20 protein-coding genes, 1 tRNA gene and 1 pseudogene are annotated in these 20388 nt (G+C 70.5%); 14 read left to right on the top strand and 8 right to left on the bottom strand.

The genetic code is table 11. The features are described 5' to 3' along the window. Positions 1 to 67: 67 nt before the first annotated feature. Positions 68 to 1243 carry a 4-hydroxybenzoate 3-monooxygenase gene (gene pobA / locus C6569_RS16410; protein ID WP_106749853.1) on the bottom strand — a complete coding sequence of 392 codons (1176 nt, stop codon included), beginning with the start codon at positions 1241 to 1243 and terminating at the stop codon, positions 68 to 70. A gap of 213 nt (positions 1244 to 1456) precedes the next feature. Here pobA and C6569_RS16405 point away from each other — a divergent pair, with 213 nt between their 5' ends. The 3 genes from C6569_RS16405 (at position 1457) to C6569_RS16395 (ending at position 5273) form a co-directional block, all read left to right on the top strand. Further along, the gene (locus tag C6569_RS16405) at positions 1457 to 2428 is read left to right on the top strand and encodes a TAXI family TRAP transporter solute-binding subunit (protein WP_106749852.1); all 972 of its coding nucleotides are present in this window, start codon (positions 1457 to 1459) and stop codon (positions 2426 to 2428) included. 126 nt (positions 2429 to 2554) lie between these two features. Then, on the top strand, positions 2555 to 4726 hold the full coding sequence (locus C6569_RS16400; RefSeq protein WP_106749850.1) for a TRAP transporter permease: 2172 nt from the start codon (positions 2555 to 2557) through the stop codon (positions 4724 to 4726). A gap of 61 nt (positions 4727 to 4787) precedes the next feature. After that, positions 4788 to 5273, top strand: coding sequence for an MgtC/SapB family protein (locus C6569_RS16395; RefSeq protein WP_425440680.1), 486 nt, complete (start codon positions 4788 to 4790; stop codon positions 5271 to 5273). Positions 5274 to 5290: 17 nt separating this feature from the next. Here C6569_RS16395 and C6569_RS16390 read toward each other — a convergent pair. After that, positions 5291 to 5364: transfer RNA gene (locus C6569_RS16390), tRNA-Gly, on the bottom strand. A gap of 365 nt (positions 5365 to 5729) precedes the next feature. Between C6569_RS16390 and hrpB the strand changes: the two genes are divergently transcribed. Continuing rightward, the gene (gene hrpB / locus C6569_RS16385) at positions 5730 to 8189 is read left to right on the top strand and encodes an ATP-dependent helicase HrpB (RefSeq protein WP_106749848.1); all 2460 of its coding nucleotides are present in this window, start codon (positions 5730 to 5732) and stop codon (positions 8187 to 8189) included. Between the two features lie 88 nt (positions 8190 to 8277). Here the strand turns inward: hrpB and C6569_RS16380 are convergent, their stop codons facing one another. Then, entirely contained in the window at positions 8278 to 9258 is a 981-nt protein-coding gene (locus C6569_RS16380; RefSeq protein WP_106749846.1) for a quinone oxidoreductase family protein, read from the bottom strand. 139 nt (positions 9259 to 9397) lie between these two features. Between C6569_RS16380 and C6569_RS16375 the strand changes: the two genes are divergently transcribed. The 7 genes and pseudogenes from C6569_RS16375 to C6569_RS16345 all read left to right on the top strand — a co-directional run bounded on the left by C6569_RS16375 (position 9398) and on the right by C6569_RS16345 (position 15271). Next, on the top strand, positions 9398 to 10315 hold the full coding sequence (locus C6569_RS16375) for a hydroxymethylglutaryl-CoA lyase (RefSeq protein WP_106749845.1): 918 nt from the start codon (positions 9398 to 9400) through the stop codon (positions 10313 to 10315). Positions 10316 to 10318: 3 nt separating this feature from the next. Further along, positions 10319 to 11295 (top strand): annotated as a pseudogene (locus C6569_RS16370) (threonine dehydratase). Positions 11296 to 11562: 267 nt separating this feature from the next. Beyond that, on the top strand, positions 11563 to 12027 hold the full coding sequence (locus tag C6569_RS16365; protein WP_106749843.1) for an FxsA family protein: 465 nt from the start codon (positions 11563 to 11565) through the stop codon (positions 12025 to 12027). 109 nt (positions 12028 to 12136) lie between these two features. Beyond that, positions 12137 to 12622, top strand: a complete 486-nt coding sequence (secB, locus tag C6569_RS16360; protein WP_106749842.1) for a protein-export chaperone SecB — start codon at positions 12137 to 12139, stop codon at positions 12620 to 12622. Between the two features lie 73 nt (positions 12623 to 12695). Then, positions 12696 to 13355 (top strand): class I SAM-dependent methyltransferase, encoded by a 660-nt coding sequence (locus C6569_RS16355; RefSeq protein ID WP_106749841.1) that lies wholly within the window; start codon positions 12696 to 12698, stop codon positions 13353 to 13355. A gap of 120 nt (positions 13356 to 13475) precedes the next feature. Continuing rightward, entirely contained in the window at positions 13476 to 13670 is a 195-nt protein-coding gene (locus tag C6569_RS16350; protein ID WP_106749840.1) for a hypothetical protein, read from the top strand. Positions 13671 to 13741: 71 nt separating this feature from the next. Next, positions 13742 to 15271, top strand: coding sequence for an MFS transporter (locus tag C6569_RS16345; protein ID WP_106749839.1), 1530 nt, complete (start codon positions 13742 to 13744; stop codon positions 15269 to 15271). A 4-nt stretch (positions 15272 to 15275) separates the two neighbouring features. Here C6569_RS16345 and C6569_RS16340 read toward each other — a convergent pair whose 3' ends face one another. The 5 genes from C6569_RS16340 to C6569_RS16320 all read right to left on the bottom strand — a co-directional run bounded on the left by C6569_RS16340 (position 15276) and on the right by C6569_RS16320 (position 17654). Beyond that, positions 15276 to 15749, bottom strand: coding sequence for a DUF1579 domain-containing protein (locus tag C6569_RS16340; RefSeq protein WP_106749838.1), 474 nt, complete (start codon positions 15747 to 15749; stop codon positions 15276 to 15278). 47 nt (positions 15750 to 15796) lie between these two features. Beyond that, positions 15797 to 16318, bottom strand: coding sequence for an SRPBCC family protein (locus C6569_RS16335; protein WP_106749837.1), 522 nt, complete (start codon positions 16316 to 16318; stop codon positions 15797 to 15799). A gap of 22 nt (positions 16319 to 16340) precedes the next feature. Continuing rightward, the gene (locus C6569_RS16330; RefSeq protein WP_106749836.1) at positions 16341 to 16757 is read right to left on the bottom strand and encodes a VOC family protein; all 417 of its coding nucleotides are present in this window, start codon (positions 16755 to 16757) and stop codon (positions 16341 to 16343) included. Between the two features lie 96 nt (positions 16758 to 16853). Beyond that, entirely contained in the window at positions 16854 to 17132 is a 279-nt protein-coding gene (locus C6569_RS16325) for a hypothetical protein (RefSeq protein ID WP_106749835.1), read from the bottom strand. 108 nt (positions 17133 to 17240) lie between these two features. Beyond that, complete coding sequence (locus C6569_RS16320; RefSeq protein WP_106749834.1) at positions 17241 to 17654, bottom strand: hypothetical protein; 414 nt, start codon at positions 17652 to 17654, stop codon at positions 17241 to 17243. A 165-nt stretch (positions 17655 to 17819) separates the two neighbouring features. On the opposite strand from C6569_RS16320, the gene rsfS reads away from it, so the two are divergent. From rsfS to ugpB, 3 genes are all read left to right on the top strand, one after another. Beyond that, positions 17820 to 18233, top strand: a complete 414-nt coding sequence (rsfS, locus tag C6569_RS16315) for a ribosome silencing factor (RefSeq protein ID WP_181314017.1) — start codon at positions 17820 to 17822, stop codon at positions 18231 to 18233. Between the two features lie 45 nt (positions 18234 to 18278). Then, positions 18279 to 18755 (top strand): 23S rRNA (pseudouridine(1915)-N(3))-methyltransferase RlmH, encoded by a 477-nt coding sequence (rlmH, locus tag C6569_RS16310; protein ID WP_106749833.1) that lies wholly within the window; start codon positions 18279 to 18281, stop codon positions 18753 to 18755. A gap of 246 nt (positions 18756 to 19001) precedes the next feature. Continuing rightward, positions 19002 to 20324 (top strand): sn-glycerol-3-phosphate ABC transporter substrate-binding protein UgpB, encoded by a 1323-nt coding sequence (gene ugpB / locus C6569_RS16305; RefSeq protein WP_106749832.1) that lies wholly within the window; start codon positions 19002 to 19004, stop codon positions 20322 to 20324. Positions 20325 to 20388 lie beyond the last annotated feature (64 nt).

Here is a 20388-nt window from a genome sequence, read left to right as displayed (position 1 = left end):
GCGGTAGTCCGGAGGGCTCGAAAGCGCCTGAGTTAAGCGCCCGCGCCCCCAGGGTCAATGACGGGGATCAGACCGGCAGGCCGACATAGTTCTCGGCGAGCGAGGTCATGGCCGCCTCGGAGGACACGAGATAGGCGAGGTCGGCCTCCTGGATCCGCTGGTCGAACGCGGTCTGGTCGGGGAAGCGGTGCAGCATGGTGGTCATCCACCAGGAGAAGCGCACCGCCTTCCAGATGCGGTCGAGGGCGCGGCCAGAATAGGCGTCGAGGCCGGCGGCGGACCTCTCGCCATAGTGTTCCAGCAGGCCTTCGGCGAGATAGCGCACGTCGCTCATGGCGAGGTTGAGGCCCTTGGCGCCGGTCGGCGGCACGATGTGGGCGGCGTCGCCGACGAGGAACATCCGGCCGAAGCGCAGCGGCTCGGCGACGAAGCTGCGCAGCGGCGCGATCGACTTCTCGAAGGAGGGGCCGGTGACCATGGCCTCGGCGGTGGGGGCGTCGACGCGGCGGCGGATCTCGTCCCAGAACCGGTCGTCCGGCCAGTCCTCCACCCGGTCGTCGAGGGGACATTGGACGTAGTAGCGGCTGCGGGTGCTGGACCGCATGGTGCAGAGGGCGAAGCCGCGGGCCGAGTTGGCGTAGATGAGCTCGTGGTCGACGGGGGGCACCTCGGCGAGAATGCCGAGCCAGCCGAAGGGATAGACGCGTTCGTAGGTCGAGATGGCGCCCGCGGGCACGCTCGCGCGCGAGACGCCGTGATACCCGTCGCAGCCTGCGATGAAGTCGCAGGCGATCTCGTGGGTGGCGCCGTCCTTCACATAGGTGACGCGCGGCGCCTCGCCGTCGAAGCCGTGGGGCGTGACGGCCTCCGCCTCGTAGACGGTCGGCGCGCCGGAGGCGGCGCGGGCGTCCATCAGGTCGCGGGTGACCTCCGTCTGGCCGTAGATGGTGACGACCTTGCCGCCGGAGAGGCCGGCGAGGTCGATACGGTGCCGCTCGCCGTCGAAGGCGAGCGCCATGCCGCGATGGACGAGGCCCTCGCGGTCGAGCCGGCCGGCGAGGCCGTTGTCGCGCAGGAGATCGACCGTGCCCTGCTCGAGCAGGCCGGCGCGCACGCGGGCCAGCACGTAGTCCTGGCTGCGGTTCTCGAGGATGATGGTGTCGATCCCGGCCCGGTGGAGAATGTGGCCGAGCATGAGGCCCGAGGGCCCCGAGCCGATGATGACGACCTGCACGCGCTTCATGCTTCCCCTCCGTCTGCGCTCTCACGGGCGCCTTGGCGCCATGCCGCCACGGCGGCATCCGGCGGGCAAGTCCTTTTCAGGCCGCATGGCGGCTCCGTCCCCAGAATGAGGCCTGCTGCTGGCTTCGCTGCCTGCAATGTGATCACATGCGCGCTTTCCGCCTCGCCCGCTGGGCCGGTGGAGACGCAGTTCAAGACGTGTGGAGACATCACCATGACCATCGACCGCAGGCAGTTCACGGCCCTCGCAGGTGCCACCGGCCTCGCCTCGCTGCTGGCGCCGGGCGCTGCCCTCGCCCAGGCCAAGCAGTTCTTCCGCATCGGCACGGGTGGTACGGCGGGCACCTACTATCCGATCGGCGGTCTCATCGCGAACGCCATCTCCACCGGCACGCTCGACGCCTCGGCGGTGGCCACCAACGGTTCGGTGGCGAACGTGAACGGCATCGTCGGCGGCGCGATGGAATCGGGCTTCAGCCAGTCGGACGTCGCGAGCTGGGCCTATTCCGGCACCGGTGTCTACCAGGGCCGGCCGAAGGTGGAGGCGCTGCGCGCCATCGCCAACCTCTATCCGGAATCGCTGCACGTCGTGGTCAAGAAGGGGCTGAACGTCCGCTCGATCGCCGATCTCAAGGGCAAGCGCATCTCCATCGACGAGCCGGGCTCGGGGTCGATCATCAACGCCAAGGCGATCCTCGCCGGCTTCGGCATCCGCGACGGCGACTACCGCGCCGAGAACCTGAAGCCGGGCCCGTCTGCCGAGAAGCTGAAGGACGGCGGCCTCGACGCCTTCTTCATGACCACCGGCTGGCCGACGGCGGCGCTGACCGAGCTCGCCACGACGACGGGCATCGAGCTGCTGCCGATCGACGGCGAGGCGGCCAAGAAGATCATGGCCGAGTTCAAGTTCTTCGCCGAGGACGAGATTCCGGACGGCGCCTACAAGGACGTCAAGGGCGTGAAGACCCTGGCGGTGGGCGCCCAGTGGGTGACCTCGACCCGCATGAGCGCCGATCTCGTCTACGAGGTCACCAAAGCCCTGTGGAGCGACAAGACCCGCGCCCTGCTCGATTCCGGCCATGCCAAGGGCAAGGCCATCCGCAAGGAGACGGCGCTGCAGGGCCTCGGCATCCCGCTGCACGACGGCGCCGCGCGCTTCTACAAGGAAGCCGGTCTGCTGCGCTGATTCAGGCCCTGCCGGCTTGACGACGATGGGCCGCGCGGTTACCGCGCGGCCTTCTCGTTCCTGACGATGCGACCGCCGCGTCATCGGAACCTTCCCCGCAACGCCCCCGACACCGCGAGACGGCCGATGAAGATCGAGGCGATGGACCCGAACGCCCTCCAGAAGCTGGAGGAGGAGTTCGATTCCGAAGTGCGCTTCCGGCCGCTGCTGCCGGCGACCGCCTGGCTGGTGGCGGGCCTGCTCTTCGCCCTCTCGGCCTTTCACTACTACACGGCGGGCTTCGGCCTGCTGCGCGAGGCGACCCATCGCGGCATCCACATGGCCTTCGTGCTCGGGCTGATCTTTCTGGTCTTCCCGCTGCTGAAGCGCGACCACCACACCCCCGCCCAGGCCGGCATTCTCGCGCCCGGCGGCATCGCCCTCTATGACTGGATCCTGGCGGCCGGCGCCGTCGTCGCCAGCCTCTACATGCCGTGGATCTACGACGACCTCGCCTTCCGCGTCGGCAATCCCGAGCCGCTGGACGTCGCCATGGCGACCATCGCCATCCTGGTCCTGCTGGAGGCGACGCGGCGCAGCGTCGGCTGGCCGCTGCCCATCATCGCCGTCTCGCTGATGGTCTATGCCATGTACGGCCAGTCGCTGCCGGGCATCCTCGCCCATCCCGGCAATTCCTGGTCGGCGGTGGTCAACCACCTCTACCTCACCAGCAACGGCATCTACGGCATCGCGCTCGGCGTGGTCGCCACCTACGTCTTCCACTACGTTCTGTTCGGCGTGCTGGCGACGCGCATCGGCCTCGGGCGCCTGTTCATCGACCTCGCCACGGCGCTCGCCGGACGCTACTCGGGCGGCCCCGCCAAGGTGTCGATCTTCGGTTCGGCCATGTTCGGCATGATCTCCGGCTCGTCCATCGCCAACACCGTGACGGTCGGTTCGCTCACCATCCCCGCCATGATGCGGCTCGGCTATCCCCGCCACATGGCGGCCGCCATCGAATCCACCGCCTCCACCGGCGGCCAGATCACCCCTCCGATCATGGGGGCCGCGGCCTTCCTGATGATCGAGTTCCTCAACCTCCCCTACCAGTCCATCGTGCTGGCGGCGCTCATTCCCGCCGCGATGCATTTCTTCGGTGTGTTCTGGCAGGTGCATTTCGAGGCGAAGAAGAACGGCCTGAAGGGCATCCCCGCCGCCGACCTGCCGAAGGCGCGCGAGGTCATCGCCCGCGATTGGCCGGCCGCCGTTCCGCTCGTCGTGCTGCTGATGGTCCTGTTCTCAGGCTTCACGCCCTATCTCGCGGCCTTCTGGGGCATCACCGCCTGCGTGCTCGTCGGCTTCACCCGCCGCAATCCCGTCGTCGCCGTCGGCTTCCTCGCGGTGATGATCGCCGCCATCGCCGCGGGGCTCCTCACCGAGGGCTGGGCGACCGTCTCCATCTTCGCCGGCGTCGCCGTGGTCTGCGCCGCCTTCGCGCTGCGCGACGCGGAGGGCAAGTTCCTCACCGCCGACATGATCGACGCCTTCGTGGTGGGAGCGAAATACGCCATCGCCGTTGGCGCCGCGGCCGCCACCGTCGGCATCATCGTCGGCGTCGTGACGCTGACCGGCGTCGGCTTCAAGATCTCCAACATCGTCACGAGCTTCGCCGCGCAGCTCGCGGCCTTCACCGGCTCGATCCTGCCGGCCTGGGCCTATGACGCCAAGGGCATGACCCTGTTCTACACGCTGGTGATGACGGCGATCGTCTGCATCCTGCTGGGCTGCGGCGTCCCGACCACCGCCAACTACATCATCATGGTGACGGTGGCGGCGCCGGCCCTCGCCCTGCTCGGCGTCGAGCCCATCGTCGCCCATTTCTTCGTCTTCTACTACGGCGTCCTCGCCGACATCACGCCGCCGGTGGCGCTCGCGGCCTATGCCGCGGCCAGCATGGCGGGGGCCGATCCGTTCAAGACCGGCAACACCGCCTTCCGCCTCGGCCTCGCCAAGGCGCTGGTGCCCTTCGTCTTCGTTTACGGGCCCTCGCTGCTCATCGTCACCAAGGGCTTCACCTGGACCGATTTCGTGGTGACGGCGGCCACCTGCGCCCTCGGCGTCTTCATCCTGGCGGCGGCGCTGACCGGCCATGCCCTGGTGCGCATGCCGCTCTGGCAGCGCCTGTCCCTCGGTCTGTCCGGACTGCTGCTGATGGCACCGAACCTCACCGCGAGCCTCGTCGGCATCGCCGTCGCGGTGCCCGCCCTCCTGGCGCAGCTCGCGGCGAGCCGGCGAGAGGCTGCCGCGCCCGTCGGTTGACGGCACCGGGGAACCGCCGGAGAGCGTGCCGCGTTACCTGCGGCTCTCCCCGGAGGATTCCATGCTCGACACGCTCATCGCCATGGCGCGGGCCGACCTCCTGCCGCATCTGACGGCGCTCGCCGTCGCCTATGTGCTGGTGCTGCCGATCGGCTGGGACCGCGAGAAGGAGGATCGCAGCGCGGGCCTGCGCACCTTTCCGCTGGTCGCCATCGCCTGCTGCGGCTTCGTCCAGGCGGCCGAGATGAAGTACGGCGCCCATCCCGACGCCATGGGCAAGATCGTCGAGGGCCTCATCACCGGCATCGGCTTCATCGGCGGCGGCGCCATCCTCAAGCAGGGCGCCTCGGTGCGCGGCACGGCGACTGCGGCGAGCCTGTGGGCGACGGGCGCCATCGGCACCGCCGTCGGCCTCGGCGCCTACGGCGTCGCGGCACTGGTCGCGGTCTTCACGGTCATCACGCTGAAATGGCTGACGCCGCTGAAGGAGGAGGCGCGGGAGGAAGGGGCGGCCGACCCGGACGACGGAGGCTCGGCGCAGCGCTAGCCCGGGGCAGAAGGGGCTGGAGCGGGTGAAGGGAATCGAACCCTCGTATGCAGCTTGGGAAGCTGCCGTTCTACCATTGAACTACACCCGCGCCGGGAGGCGGACCATAGCCAAAGCGGCCCCGGTTCGGCAAGCCGCATCCGCTCTCCGTGCAGTTCCCATGAGAAACGGCCCGCGGCGGCAACCCGCGGGCCGTTCCATGCGGGCGGCCATGAGGAGCATGGGGACAGGCCGCCCCGCCGCCCGGCGGCGCCGCTCTTCATGGCGGTGCTCAGATCACGGACGGGTCTGGTGCCGGGATGCGTCCACATCCCGGCAGGGCACGCCGCCGTCCCGTTCCGGAACATCCGGCGGCCCTTGCCTTGTCCATCGCAAGGGGAGGGCCCGGACGCGGGTTTCGTGCCAGTGCGGACTGTCCCGCTTGCGGACGGGGTGAAGGAACCGTAAACGCCGCGCGTGTCCCTCCCGGTCCTGCCCATTGATGCCGTCCTTCCCGCCCTGACGCGCGCCCTCGCGGCCGGCCCGCGCGCCGTGATCGTGGCGCCGCCGGGGGCCGGCAAGTCGACGCGGGTGCCGCTGGTGCTGATGGAGGAGTCCTGGACCGGGACGGGCAAGATCCTCGTGCTGGAGCCCCGGCGCATCGCCGCCCGCGCCGTCGCCGACCGCATGGCGAAGACGCTCGGCGAGGAGGTGGGCGGCCGGGTGGGCCTCAGGGTCCGCTTCGGCTCGAAGGTCTCCGCGCGCACCCGGGTCGAGGTGGTGACCGAGGGCATCTTCACCCGCATGATCCTCGACGATCCCGCGCTGACCGGCGTCGCCGCCGTGCTCTTCGACGAGTTCCATGAGCGCAGCCTCGACGCCGATCTCGGCCTCGCCCTGGCGCTCGATGCGCAGGGCGGCCTGCGCGAGGACCTGCGCATCCTCGTCATGTCGGCGACCCTCGACGGGGCGCGCGTGGCGAAGCTTCTCGCCGACGCGCCGCTGATCGAGAGCGCCGGCCGCGCCTTTCCCGTCACGACCCGCCATGTCGGCCGCGATGCCGCGGCGCGGCTCGAGGAGGAGGTGGCGCGGGTGGTGCGCCGGGCGCTGGCCGAGGAGACGGGATCGGCGCTGGTCTTCCTGCCCGGCGCCGCCGAGATCCGCCGCACCGCCGATCTCCTCGCCGCGACGGTCAAGGACCCGGCCGTCGACATCGTGCAGCTCTTCGGCGCCCTCGACCGCGCCGACCAGGACCGCGCCATCGAGCCGGCGCCGGCCGGGCGCCGCAAGGTGGTGCTGGCGACGTCGATCGCCGAAACCTCTCTGACCATCGAGGGGGTGCGCATCGTCGTCGATTGCGGTCTCGCCCGCGTGCCGCGCTTCGAGCCCGACCTCGGCCTGACGCGGCTGGAGACCGTCCGGGTGTCGCGCGCCGCCGCCGATCAGCGCCGCGGCCGCGCCGGGCGCACCGAGCCAGGCGTCTGCTACCGGCTGTGGGAGGAGGCGCAGGAGGGCGCCTTCCCCGCCTATGCGACGCCTGAGATCCTCGCGGCCGACCTCTCCTCCTTCCTGCTCGACTGCGCCGCCTGGGGCGTGACAGACCCGGCGAGCCTCGCCTTCCTCGATCCGCCGCCGAAGCCGGCGCTCGTGGAAGCGCGGGCGCTGCTCGAGAGCCTCGGCGCCCTCGACGCGGACGGGCGCATCACCGCCGAGGGCAAGCTCCTGCGCGGCCTGCCGCTGGCGCCGCGCCTCGCGCGCATGGTGGTGGATGCGAGCGCGCGCGGCGAAGGGCGGCTCGCCGCCGATCTCGCCCTGCTCGTCTCCGAACGCGGCCTCGGCGGCGACGACGTCCATCTCGGCCACCGGCTAGACCGGCTGCGCACCGACCGCTCGCGCCGCGCCGAGGAGGCCCGGCGCATGGCGGCGGGCTGGCTGCAGGAGGTGAAGGGCGCGCCCGACATCGGTTCGGGACCGGAGCGGGCCGGCGCGGTGCTGGCGCTGGCCTTCCCCGACCGGATCGCGCGCGCGCGCGGCAAGGACGGCGACTTCGTCCTCGCCAACGGCCGTGGCGGCTCGGTGGATGCGGCCTCGCCGCTGGCGCGCGAGCCCTTTCTGGCGGTGGCGGAAATCGGCGGCGTCGCGGCGCGGGCGCGCATCCTCTCCGCCGCACCGATCAGCCTCGCCGAGATCGAGGAGGGTTTCGCCGACAGGATCGAGACGCGCGAGGAGGTGGTCTTCGACCGCGCCGCCGCGGCGATGCGGGCGAAGCGCTCGCGCCGGCTCGGGGCGGTCAATCTCGGCGAGCAGACCCTCCCCGTCCCGGCGGACGAGGCGAGTGCGCGCAAACTCGCCGAGGGCATCGCCCACATCGGCCTCCACCGCCTGCCGTGGACCAAGGCCCAGCTCGCGCTGCGCCACCGCGTCGCTTTCCTGCGACGGGTCGACGAGAGCTTTCCCGACCTGTCGGACGAGACCCTGGCCGCCTCAGCCGCCGACTGGCTGGCGCCGCACATCCTCGGCAGGACGGCGCTGGCGCAGATCGGCGCCGACGATCTCGGCAACGCCCTCGACCAGCTGGTGCCCTGGGACGTGAAGCGGCGGATCGAGACGGACCTTCCCAGTCATTTCGACGCGCCGTCGGGGCAGCGCCACCCCATCGACTACGAAGGCGAAGAGCCGATCCTGTCGATCCGGGTGCAGGAGCTGTTCGGCCTCGCCGTCCACCCGAGCGTCGCGCGCGGCAAGATCCCGCTGGTGGTGGAGCTGCTGTCCCCCGCGCACCGGCCGGTGCAGGTGACGCGTGACCTTCCCGGTTTCTGGAAGGGCTCGTACCAGGCGGTGAAATCGGAGATGAAGGGGCGCTATCCGCGCCACCCCTGGCCAGACGATCCCGCCGCCGCGGCGGCGACGCACCGGGCGAAGCCGCGGGGGACGTGAGGGGGGCTCCTGAAAGCGTGGAGCCTTGCACGGCTGTCCCGTTCGTTCACCTCTCCCCGGCGGCGAGAGGTGAGCGCGGCTCAGCCCCTCACGGCGTGATGAGGATGGCCCCCGTCGTCGCCCGCGCCTCCGCCGCCCGGTGCGCCGCGGCGATGTCGTCGAGGGCGAAGCGGGCGCCGATGTCGACCGTCACATGGCCCGCGGCGATGGCGGCGAAGAGCTCGGCGGCATTCTCGCGGAACACGGCCGGATCGGCATTGTGCGGGAAGACCGAGGGCCGCGTGAGATAGAGGCAGCCCTTCTTGTTGAGAAGCTCGGGGTGGATGTCCGGCGCCGGCCCGGAGGCTGCGCCGTAGGAGACCATCAGGCCGAAGGGCTGGATGCAGTCCAGCGACTTCAAAAATGTGTCCTTGCCGACGGCGTCGTAGACGACCCGCGCCTTGCGCCCACCGGTGGCGGCGAGCACCGCGGCCGGCCAGTCCTCCTCGCGGTAGTCGACGGCGTGGTCGGCGCCGATGCGCTTGGCCAGCGCGCATTTCTCCGGCCCGCCGGCGGTGGCGATGACCTCTGCGCCGAGCGCCTTGCCCCAGCGGACCAGGATCTGGCCGACGCCGCCGGCGGCGGAATGGACGAGGATGAGGTCGCCCGGCACGACACGGTGAGTCTTGCGCAGGAGGTACTGTGCGGTGAGCCCCTTGAAGATGAGGGTCGCGGCGGCGGCGTCCGACACCGCCTCGGGCAGGATCACCAGGCGCTCGGCCGGCACGATGCGGCGGTCGGCATAGGCGCCGATGCCGGCATTGATGTAGGCGACGCGGTCGCCGGGCTGCAGCGCGGTGACACCCTCGCCGACGGCCTCCACGACGCCGGCCGCCTCGTGGCCGAGCCCGGTCGGGGTGGGGAGCGGGTAGGTGCCTCGGCGCTGGTAGACGTCGATGAAGTTGAAGCCGACGGCGGTCTGGCGGATCTGCACCTCGCCCGCGCCGGGCGGCGGCAGGTCGATGGTCTCGATCGCCATCACCGCCGGCTCGCCGAAGCCGTGAAGCCGAACCGCGCGTGCCGTCGCCATGGGCGTGTCTCCCTCGTATCTCTCGTTGCCGCCCCGGGGGGCGGGGGCGAAGCTATGCCATGGCGCCGGGCGCGCCGCCATCCGGACGTCTTGCCACGGCCTCCGTCCTTGCCGACAAAGGCGCACCGGAGGATCGCCCATGACCCAGAAGCAACGTTCCGTCGCCATCATCGAGGTCGCCCCGCGCGACGGGCTGCAGAACGAGAAGGTGATGGTCTCGACGGAGGACAAGATCAGCCTCGTCGAGCGCTCCTTCACCGCCGGCTTCCGCCATGTCGAGGCGGTGTCCTTCGCCAATCCGAAGCGCGTGCCGCAGATGGCGGATGCTGAAGGCGTGATGGCGGGCCTCGCGCCCCGCTATGCCGACCGCAACCTGATCGGCCTCGCGCTGAACGCCCGCGGCGCGGAGCGGGCGGTGGCGGCGAAGTGCAGCCAGATCAACTATGTCGTGGTCGCCTCGGAGACCTTCGCCAACCGCAACCAGAACGCCTCCGTGGCGGATCTCGTGAACGGCACCCGCGACGTCGCGGCCATCGCCCGGGCCGCCGGCCTTCCCATGTCGATCTCGCTGGCGACGTCCTTCGGCTGTCCCTTCGACGGCGAGGTGTCGGTGGAGCGGGTCATGGGAATCGTGGAGGAGCTCCTGAAGAGCGATCCCTTCGACATCGGTTTCGCCGACACGATCGGCTGCGCCGTGCCGCCGCAGGTGACGGAGATGCTGGCGCGGGCGCGCGCGCTATCGACCTCCATCAAGTGGCGGTGCCATTTCCACGACACGCGCAACACCGGCGTCGCCAATGCCATCGCCGCGGTTGAGGCGGGCGTCGACTTCCTCGACGCCTCGACGGGGGGCGTCGGTGGCTGCCCCTTCGCCCCCGCGGCGACGGGCAATGTCGCGACGGAAGACCTCGTCTACGTCTTCAACCGCATGGGCATCGAGACCGGCCTCGACATCGACACACTGCTCGACACCTCGCGCTGGCTCTCCGGCGTGCTCGGCAAGCCGCTGCCCTCGGCCCTCGGGCGTGCCGGCGTGTTTCCGGCGCGGGCGGCCTGAGCCATGGAGCCCTTCACCCTCGACGAGCTCCACGCCGCCCACGCCCTGGTGCAGACGGCGATGCCGCCGACGCCGGCCTTCGCCTGGCCGCTGCTCGCCGCACGCTTCGGCTGCGAGGTGGTGGTCAAGCACGAGAACCACACGCCCACCGGCGCCTTCAAGGTGCGCGGCGGCCTCGTCTATGTCGACCGGCTGAAGCGCGAGCGGCCTGACGTGAAGGGCATCGTCTCGGCGACGCGCGGCAATCACGGCCAGAGCCTCGCCTTCGCCGCCCGCCGGGCCGACCTGCCGGTGGTCATCGTCGTGCCGCACGGCAATTCGGTGGAGAAGAACGCGGCGATGAAGGCCTTCGGCGCCGAACTCATCGAACACGGCCGCGACTTCGACGAGGCGCGGGCCCGCGCCGTGGAGATCGCCGCCGAACGCGGCTATGAGTTCGCCGCCTCCTTCCAGCGCGACCTGGTCATGGGCGTCGGCACCTATGCGCTGGAGCTGTTCACGGCGCACCCCGACCTCGACGTCGTCTATGTGCCGATCGGCCTCGGCTCGGGCATCTGCGGGGTGATCGCGGCGCGCGATCTGCTCGGACTGACCACCGAGGTCGTGGCCGTGGTGGCCGAGAACGCGCCGGCCTATGCGCTGTCTCTGGCGGCCGGCCGTGTCGTCGAGACCAACGATGCCGCGAGCTTTGCCGACGGCATGGCGGTGCGGATTCCAAATGCGGAGGCCTTCGCGCTGATCGCCCGCGGCGCGGCGCGATGCGTCACCGTTTCCGAGGACGCCATCGCCGAGGCCATGCGCATCTACTGGACCGACACGCACAATGCCGCGGAGGGTGCGGGCGCCGCGGCGCTCGCGGCGCTCGCGCAGGAGGCGGAGCGGCTCGAGGGCCGCAAGGCCGGCGTCATCCGTCGGGCCAGAACGTCGATCTGGCCGTGATGAGCCAGGTGCTCGCGGGGCGGACGCCGGTGGCGGCCTGAGGTCGGAACACGCACCAATGCCCCACCCTTACCCTCCCCTCGCCGGGCGAGGGGAGGGAGGCTACAGCGTCGCGTCCCGTCTTCGACGGTCGCGGCAGGCACGACCGCGGTTGGTGGGCTGACCGTCGAAGTTTCCCTCCCCGCGCCGCGGGGAGGGTGCGGGTGGGGCCTTCCATTCTCGTCGTTTGCTCCACCCTGCCCCTGCGACGGTCCATCCGCTTGCGAAAGGGCGAGGGAAGGACCAGCTATGACGGCGGAGATTTCTCGATGATCCACCTTCGCTGGCTGGTGCTCGGCCTCATCGCACTGCCCTTCCTGGAGTTCGCCACGTTCTTCTTCGTGGCGGGCAAGATCGGCTTCGTCGGCGCCCTGCTCGCGGTGTTCCTCACCTCCTTCCTCGGCATCGTGCTGCTGAAGGGTGGGGCGAAGCTGCTGTTCGCCCAGGTGATGCGCTCGGGCGGCGTGGTCCTGCTGAGCGGGGAAGCGGCCCGCAGCGGCATGCTCACCGCCTTCGCCGGCCTGCTGCTCGCCATTCCCGGCTTCGTCACCGACATTCTCGCGGTGATCCTGCTGGTGCCGGCACTGCGCGGCTTCCTCATGGGACGCGGCGTCGTCACGACCGGCCAGCGTCCGCCGCCCCCCGGCGTCGTCGATCTCGAGCCCGCCGACTGGCGCGAGGAGCGGCGCCCGCCGGCCGCCGATCCGCGCCTCGGTCCCCCGGGAAAAGGCTGATCGCACCCGGCCCGCCTTGCCCGCACGGGTTCCCGCGTGCTAGCGAGCCCGCCACGGATCGACCGAACACCTCGAAGCCGCCGCCTGCGGCGCCACCGGAGACTTCCTGATGACCCCGAACGGCGACACCGCCCTCGAAGCGGCCCCGCAGCTCAACGTCCTCGCTCAGTATGTGCGCGACTTCTCCTTCGAGAACCGCAACGCCCCGCGCTCGCTCATGCCGCAGAGCGACCAGCCGGCGATCAACATCCAGATCAACGTCAACGCCAATCCGATGAGCGAGCAGGAGTTCCAGATCGAACTCACCATCGAGGGCGACGCCAAGACGAAGGAAATGACGCTCTTCAAGTTCGAGCTCGTCTTCGGCGGCATCTTCCGCATCGCCAACGTGCCGCAGGAGGCTGTCCACCCGATCGTGCTGATCGAGTGCCCGCGCCTGCTCTTCCCCTTCGCGCGCCAGATCATCGCCAACGCCACCCGCGACGGCGGCTTCCCGCCGCTCTATCTCGACCCGGTCGATTTCGCCGCGCTCTACCGCCAGCGCATGGCCGAGACCGGCGGCCAGATGCCGGGCGGCGCGCCGCTGACGCAGTGAGCGCCGTCGGAGCGCGACATGACGAGAGCCGGGCCCAGCGCCCGGCTTTTTTCGTGACGGCGAGGCCGCGCCGATGACCGGGCCCATCCTCGACCGCGCCGCCTTCATCCGCACCCATACGCGGCTGCTCGCCGTACCGCATGCCCCCGAGATCGTCCTGCACCTCGCCGACGAGGCGACGGCGCTGTGGCAGAAGACGGAAGAGGAGCTCGGCGAGATCGGCCTGCCGCCGCCGTTCTGGGCCTTCGCCTGGGCCGGCGGGCAGGCGCTGGCGCGCTACGTCCTCGACCATCCCGAGGTCGTGCGGGGCAAGAGCGTCCTCGACGTCGCCACCGGTTCGGGCCTCGTCGCCATCGCGGCGGCCATGGCGGGGGCTGGCGCCGTCACCGCCGTGGACATCGACGCCTTCTGCGCAGTGGCCGTCGGGCTCAACGCCACGGCGAACGGGGTCCAGGTCAGGGCCGAGACGCGCGACCCCGTCGGCAGCGACGGCGGGTTCGACGTGATCCTCGCCGGCGACATCTGCTACCAGCGCGACATGACGGAGGCGATGCTGGGCTGGCTGGGGCCGCTCGCGGCGCGCGGGACGGTGGTGCTGATCGGCGATCCCGGCCGCACCTACCTGCCGAAGTCCGGGCTGGCGAAGCAGGCCGAATACGAGGTGCCGGTGACGCGGGCGCTGGAGGACCTCGAGATCAAGCGCACGGCCGTCTGGGCCCTCTCCGGCACTTAGCCGGCTGCTCGCAAATCTTTGATCATTCCACGAAAATTGCGGGGATGCGCCACACTGTCGCCGCGACCATCTGATCCCTTGGCGCGGTCGTATCACCGTCGTTTTGAAAGGGAGGCCACAATGCAGCTGACAGCGGAAGTTCGTCCGAGCGCTTTCGAGGGCAAGCCCTTCAAGGTCGTGTTCCGCAAGGCCGACCAGGTCGTCGCGGAATGGCCGGTCTCCTCGGTCAAGGCCGGCGAGGAGCGCATCGCCGAGACGTTGGGCGCCATCGCCTGCGCGAAGGCGCCGAAGGGCACGCCCTGCCACGCAGGTTGAGCGCCGGCTTGACCCGTCCGCCCGGGCGGTGACAGACAGGTGGCGATGCAGCCGGCCCGGACCCGAACAGCGTGACATCCCAGACGAGCGGCGCCCCCGATCCCGTCGCGCCGCGGCCGCATGAGCCGGGGGCGCTCGCCACCCGTCTCGCCGCGGTCTGGCACGACAATGTGGCCCGCCCCGTCCGCGCGCTGAAGAGCGCCTATCTGCCGCTCCTCCTCGTCTATTTCGCCTATGGCGCCCTCGGCATCATCGATGTCGCGCGCGACATGTGGGTGAAGGAGAGCCTGTCGCTGTCGCCGGCCGACCTCGCCGGCATCGGTGTCTGGCTCAGCCTGCCCTGGACCATCAAGATGGTCTTCGGCCAGCTCGTCGACAGCGTTCCCCTCTTCGGCTCGCAGCGGCGGGCCTATGTGCTGATCGGCGCTGCGCTGGTGGCGCTGGGGCTCCTGACGCTCGCCGGCTCGGCCGGCGGATGGCTGGCGGGTGTCAGGTCCGACCAGGCCTATGTGCTCGGCGTGCTGCTCATCGTGCTCGGAGCGGTCATCCAGGACGTGGTGGCCGACGCCATGTCCTCGGAGGTGGTCGCCCGCACCGACGAGACCGGCGCTGCCCGCCCGGATGCGGATATCCGCGCCGAGCTCGGCATGGTGCAGGTGCTGGGGCGGCTGGCGCTCGGCATCGGTATCCTGTCGGTCGCCGGGCTCTCCGGCTGGCTCGCCCAGCACCTCACCCGCGAACAGGTCTTCCTCTGCGGCCTCGCCATTCCGCTCCTCTCGGTCGCCGGCATCCTCGCGGCGCCGGCCGAGATGGCCCAGCGGCGGCCGCTCGACTGGCGGATCCTCGGCGGCGGCATCGCCTTCGGCGCCTTCGTCGTGTCGGTGGCGCTCGTCGGCGTGCCCTATGCGCAGGAGGTGGTCTTCGTCGGATCCATGGCGATCGTGCTGACCATGCTGCATCTCGTCACCCGCGACATCGACCCGAAGACGCGCCGCGCCATCCTCTTCGCCTCCGTCATCATCTTCGCCTTCCGCGCCACGCCCGGCGTCGGCGACGGCTATTTCTGGTGGTCGCTGGACGTTCTGAAATTCGACGAGGCCTTTTACGGCGTGCTGCGGCAGACCGGCGCGGTGCTGGCCATCGCGGCCATGTGGCTGTTCTCCAAGCAGCTCACCGAATATTCGGTGACGAGCGTTCTGTTCTGGATCGCGGTGGCCGGCACGATCCTGTCGCTGCCGAACATCGGGCTGTTCTACGGCCTCGCGGACTGGACGCAGGCAACCTTCGGCTTCGGTGCGCGCACCATCGCGGTCGTGGATGCGGCGACGTCCTCGCCCTTCGCGCAGCTGTCGATGATCCCGCTGCTCACCCTCATCGCGTATTACGCGCCGGAGGGGCGGCGGGCGACCTGGTTCGCGCTGATGGCCTCGCTGATGAACCTCGCGCTGGTGGCGGGGCAGCTCCAGACCAAGTACCTGAACCAGATCTTCACGGTCGGCCGCGGCAACTATGCCGAGCTCGGCGACCTCCTCATCACCGCGACGGTCATCGGCTTCGTCGTGCCCGTCGCGGTGATCCTGATGTTCAGGAAGCGCGTGTGATGCGTCAGGCGGCGCGACGGTAGTCGGAGCGCATGAAGACGTGCCACGAGCCGTCGGGCTGGCGCACCTGCCCGCGGAACTCGTAGTGGTCGTCGGACTTCACCTCGATGATGTCCTGATAGGTGACGATGGTGCCGTCGCCGGAGAAGGCGGGGCCGTCGGCCTGGAGCGTCAGGGTCTTGCCGGCCGCGTCGAGCTCGCCGTCATAGACCCAGAGGTTCGCCATCATCGAGCCGACCCAGGTGCCGACATAGCGCCCCTTGGCCGGATCGTAGCCGATGGTCAGCAGCATCTTCGCCTCGCCGCCGCCGGGCATCTCGCCCGTGCCTTCGCCGACGATCCAGAAGCCGCCGAGGGAGGTGAAGGTCTGCCGCCCCTTCAGCTTCTTGCCGGGGTTCTCCGGGCAGTCGTGGTCGTAGTCCCAGGTGCCGATGAAGCGCTGCAGCCAGGCGTGCTCCTTCTGCGGTTCTCCGAACATGGCGTATCTCCTCGTGTTGGTTGGTCTTGGGGGGAACGTGCGGCGCGTCAGCCCTCCGCCCGACGCTTGAGGTTGGCGAGGCCGGCCTCGAAATCGGGGCCGACCATGCGCTCCATGCTGAAGACGATGCCCATCAGCTTGGCGATGAAGGGCTGGGGGCCGGACATGGCCCAGGTCACGCGGGTGCCGGCGCCCTCGGGCGCGAGGGTGAACTCGGCGAGGTTGTGCGCCTCGAAGGGCTTGAGGAAGTCGAGCTTGATCGCGACGCGCCGCGGCGCGTCCTCGACGATCTCCATGCGACCGGTGCCGACCTGACCGTTGCCCTCCCAGCCGTAGACCGCGCCCACGCCGGCCTCGGCACCGGACAGCATGCGCTTCATGGCGGGGTCCTTCGCCTCCCAGGGCGACCAGTCGCGCCAGGCGCGGAAGTCGGCGATCAGCGGCCGGATCGTCTCCGGCGGTGCGGCGATCACGGCCGACCGCTCGATCCGGAAGTGATCCGGGCGGGTCGCGGCATAGGCGAGAAGGCCGGCGATGGCGATGAGGACGGCGGCGAGGGCGTAGAGCATCGATCCTCTCCAGGTCACCGGGTCACGCCTTCGCGGCGAGCGTGTGGGCGAAGCTCCAGGAATGGCCGAAGGGGTCGACGATCTGGCCGTAGCGATCGCCCCAGAAGGCGTCGTGCGGCGCCATGACCTTGGTGGCGCCGGCCTTCATGGCGCGGTCGTACCAGGCGTCGCAGTCGTCGACCCTGAGATGCATGGTGACGGAGACGCCGCCGACGCGGGGCGGCGCGCCGAAATTGGCGCCGGGAAACACGTGTTCGGGGAAGTCGTCGTGCAGGAAGACCGTGGCGCCGTTGATGGTGAGCGCGGCATGGAGCAGGCGCTTGCCGTCCTTGGCCGGCATGCGCGCCAGTTCGGTGGCGCCGAGGGCGGCGACGTAGAAGGCGATGGCCTCGGAAGCCCCCTCGATGGTCAGGTGGGGAATGACGGCGGTCTCGGGCATCGGGGGACTCCTCAATCATCACTTAACTCACAGGTTAAGTATTTGATGGCACCGCTGTCAACCCCGGGGCGGCTGCGCGCCGCCCCGGAAGGCTCCTCAGTGCCGGAACCAGAAGCCCGCCACCATGCCGACGGCGAAGAGCGCCAGCACGATGTTGCGGTAGAGACGGTCCCAGCGGTCGTAGCGGGCGGGCTGGAGCTTGAGGACGTCGAACTCTCCGCGGCCGGGGGCCCCGGCGACCGGAGCCGGGCGTTCGGCGGCAGGCGCCGCGGGCTTCGGACGGTCGGCCGCGGGGGGCCTCGGAACCTCGGTGGCGGTCAGGTCGATGGTGACCGGGGCCGTGCTGCGGCGGGTGTCTTTCTGCTGGATGGACATGGAAGGCTCTGTGTCGAAGGCCACGGGTCGCGATGGCGCGCGACGCCCCGGCGCCCCGCAGGGCGGCCGGTCGGGTGGCGGGAAGGGGAAAGGGATGGAGGGCGGGCGTCAGGCCGCGGGGGGCGCGCGCGCCTCGGGCCGCAGCCGCACGCCGGGGCGGTGCGGGGCGGAGGCAGCGAGGGGCTGCGTGGTTGCGCTCGCGGCGAGCGCCTGAACGGGCTGCCGGGACGGCGGCGCCGCACCGGGATCGTCGGGGCCGCCGGCGCGGTCGTCGGCCGCCAGTCGGCGCTTGAGGGCGGGCGCCTCGCTCTGGCGCAGGACCGCGAGGTCACCCGCCGCGCGCTCCAGCACGGCGCCGCCGGGAACGGGGGCGTGGAAGCGCGCCTGGGGGGCGCCGGCCGCGAGGCCCGCCGCGAGCAGGACCAGGGTCGCCAGCCACAACCGCGCACGGCCGAGGCCGGCCGCCCAGGGCGGCAGACGGAGGTTGGCCTTCGCTGGTGTCGGTCCCCTCGGGGCGGTCATCGCCCGTTTCTGTGCACCGAATCCGGCGGAAATGCGAGGCCCGGGCCGGCCGCGTGCCGGTGGCTGCAGTGCCTGTCGCACGCTTCCGTTTTCCAAACGTCACGTTTTCGGCTATGATGCGTGCTTGTGGCGCCCATCGCGGCGCGAAGCAGAGAGGATTGGACCCTGTCCACCACAACCCTGCCGGGGCCGGACGCCAGCGCGTCGCCCACCGGGACTCCGACGGCTAGCCCCGCTCCCGCGGACGTCCTCCAGCTCGTCCTCGACACCTTGGAAGAGAACAAGGCCGAGGAAATCCAGGCCATCGACCTCAAGGGCAAGACCTCCATCGCCGATGCGATGGTGGTGGCCTCCGGGCGTTCGCATCGCCATGTCGGTGCGCTGGCCGACTATCTGATGAAGGCGCTGAAGGAGAAGGGCGTCGGCCAGATCCGCGTCGAAGGCCTGCCGGCCTGCGACTGGGTGCTGGTGGACGCCGGCGACGTCATCATCCACGTGTTCCGGCCCGAGGTCCGCAGCTTCTACAATCTCGAGAAGATGTGGTCCGCGGCCCGTCCGGGCGACCGGCTGGCGGGCTGACAGCCAGCCGCGCCCCGCGTTTTCCGCCCCGCCCGGAGGCCCGGCATGCGGCTGATCCTCGTCGCCGTGGGGCGCGCCAAGGCGGGCCCCGAAAGCGACCTCGCCGCCCGCTACCAGGAGCGGGCCGCCAAGGCCGGCAAGGGCCTCGGCTTCCGGTCCATCGACACCGTCACCCTCGACGAGAGCCGGCTGCCGGAGGCCGCCGCGCGCAAGAGCGAGGAGGCCGCCGCCATCCGCCGCGCCCGCGCCGGCCGCCTCGTGCTGCTGGACGAGCGGGGACGCAGCATGGGCAGTCCCGATTTCGCGGCGCTGCTCGGGCGCTGGAAGGACGCCTCGGAAGAGGCCGCGACGCTGGTGGTCGGCGGGCCGGACGGCCTCGATCCGGCGCTTAGGGCCGAGGCCGACCTCGTCCTGTCCTTCGGCGCCCTCACCTGGCCGCACCAGCTCGTGAGGATCATGGCGCTGGAGCAGATCTACCGCGCCGTCACCATCCTCGCCGGACATCCCTATCACCGGGCGTGAGGGACGTCGGTCCGCCGCGCGCGCTCCGGGTCAGAGGCCCGACTCTCGGACCGCAGCTCTCGCCGACGCCGTTCACTCAGCGATGTGGAAAAACCCCCGCCGGCGTCTCGACAGACAGGCTCTTACGCTGTCATCGAAGCTTCATTAAAGTGTCACGCGTCCGTCGCCCGGCGGACCCAGAACGGCGCGGCCCTTGCCGCAAGCCGCACCGCCGCCGCAAGGCGTCTGTTGGGAGGAAGTTTTCCGATGTTCAACCGTCGTTCGATGCTCGCGGCCGCCGCTGCCGGAGCGATGATGGCCGCGACCCCCGCGGCCGCGCAGGTCGAAATCCAGTGGTGGCACGCCATGACCGGCGCCAACAACGAGGTCGTCAACAAGCTGGCGCAGGACTTCAACGCCTCGCAGCGCGAGTTCCGCGTCGTGCCGACCTACAAGGGCTCCTATCCCGACACGATGAACGCCGGCATCGCCGCCTTCCGTGCCGGCAACGCCCCGCACATCCTGCAGGTCTTCGAGGTCGGCACCGCGACGATGATGGCCGCCCGCGGCGCCATCAAGCCGGTGTTCCAGCTCATGGCCGAGGCCAACGAGCCCTTCGTGCCGAGCGCCTATCTGCCGGCCGTCGCCGGCTACTATTCGACGTCGCGCGGGGAGATGCTGTCCTTCCCGTTCAACTCGTCGTCCTCGGTCATGTGGTACAACAAGGACGCCTTCCGCCGGGCGGGGCTCAACCCTGACCAGCCGCCGAAGACCTGGCCGGAAGTGTTCGAAGCGGCCAAGAAGCTGCGCGCCGCCGGCTATGACAAGTGCGGGTTCTCCTCGGCCTGGATCACCTGGCTGAACCTCGAGCAGTTCTCGCTCTGGCACAACGTGCCGCTCGCCACCCGCGCCAACGGCATCGACGGCTTCGACACAGAGCTGAAGTTCAACTCGCCGCTGCACGTGCGCCACCTGCAGAACCTCATCGACCTGCAGAAGGACAACACCTTCTCCTATTCGGGCCGCACCAACACGGGCGAGGGCCGCTTCACCTCCGGCGAGTGCCCGATCTTCCTGACCTCGTCGGGCTTCTACGGCAACGTCAAGGCGAACGCGAAGTTCGACTGGGCCAATGCGCCGATGCCCTATTATCCGGATGCGCCCGGCGCGCCGCAGAACTCGACGCTGGGCGGCGCCTCGCTCTGGGTCATGGGCGGCAAGCCGGCGGCGGAATATCGCGGCGTGGCCAAGTTCTTCGCCTTCCTGTCGCAGACCGACCGCCAGGCGAAGCTGCACACCGACTCCGGCTACCTGCCGATCACACAGGCCGCCTATGAGCAGGTGAAGGCCTCCGGCTTCTACCGCGAGAACCCCTATCTCGAGACGCCGATCCTGCAGCTCAACAACAAGCCGCCGACCGAGAATTCTCGCGGCCTGCGCCTCGGCAACATGGTGCAGATGCGCGACGTCTGGGCCGAGGAGATCGAGGCGGCGCTGGCCGGGCAGAAGAGCGCCCAGGCGGCGCTGGACGCAGCGGTCTCGCGCGGCAACGTGATGCTGCGCCAGTTCGAGCGCACCGTCACCCGCTGACCTCACCACACGTTCGGCACCGGGGCGGGCCCGACCCGCCCCGGTCCGTCTTTTTCGGGGAACC

Source organism: Phreatobacter cathodiphilus, assembly GCF_003008515.1.
Taxonomy (GTDB): Bacteria; Pseudomonadota; Alphaproteobacteria; order Rhizobiales; family Phreatobacteraceae; genus Phreatobacter; species Phreatobacter cathodiphilus.
Note: the sequence above shows the minus strand (reverse complement) of the source record. Positions and strands in the feature narration are given on the sequence as shown.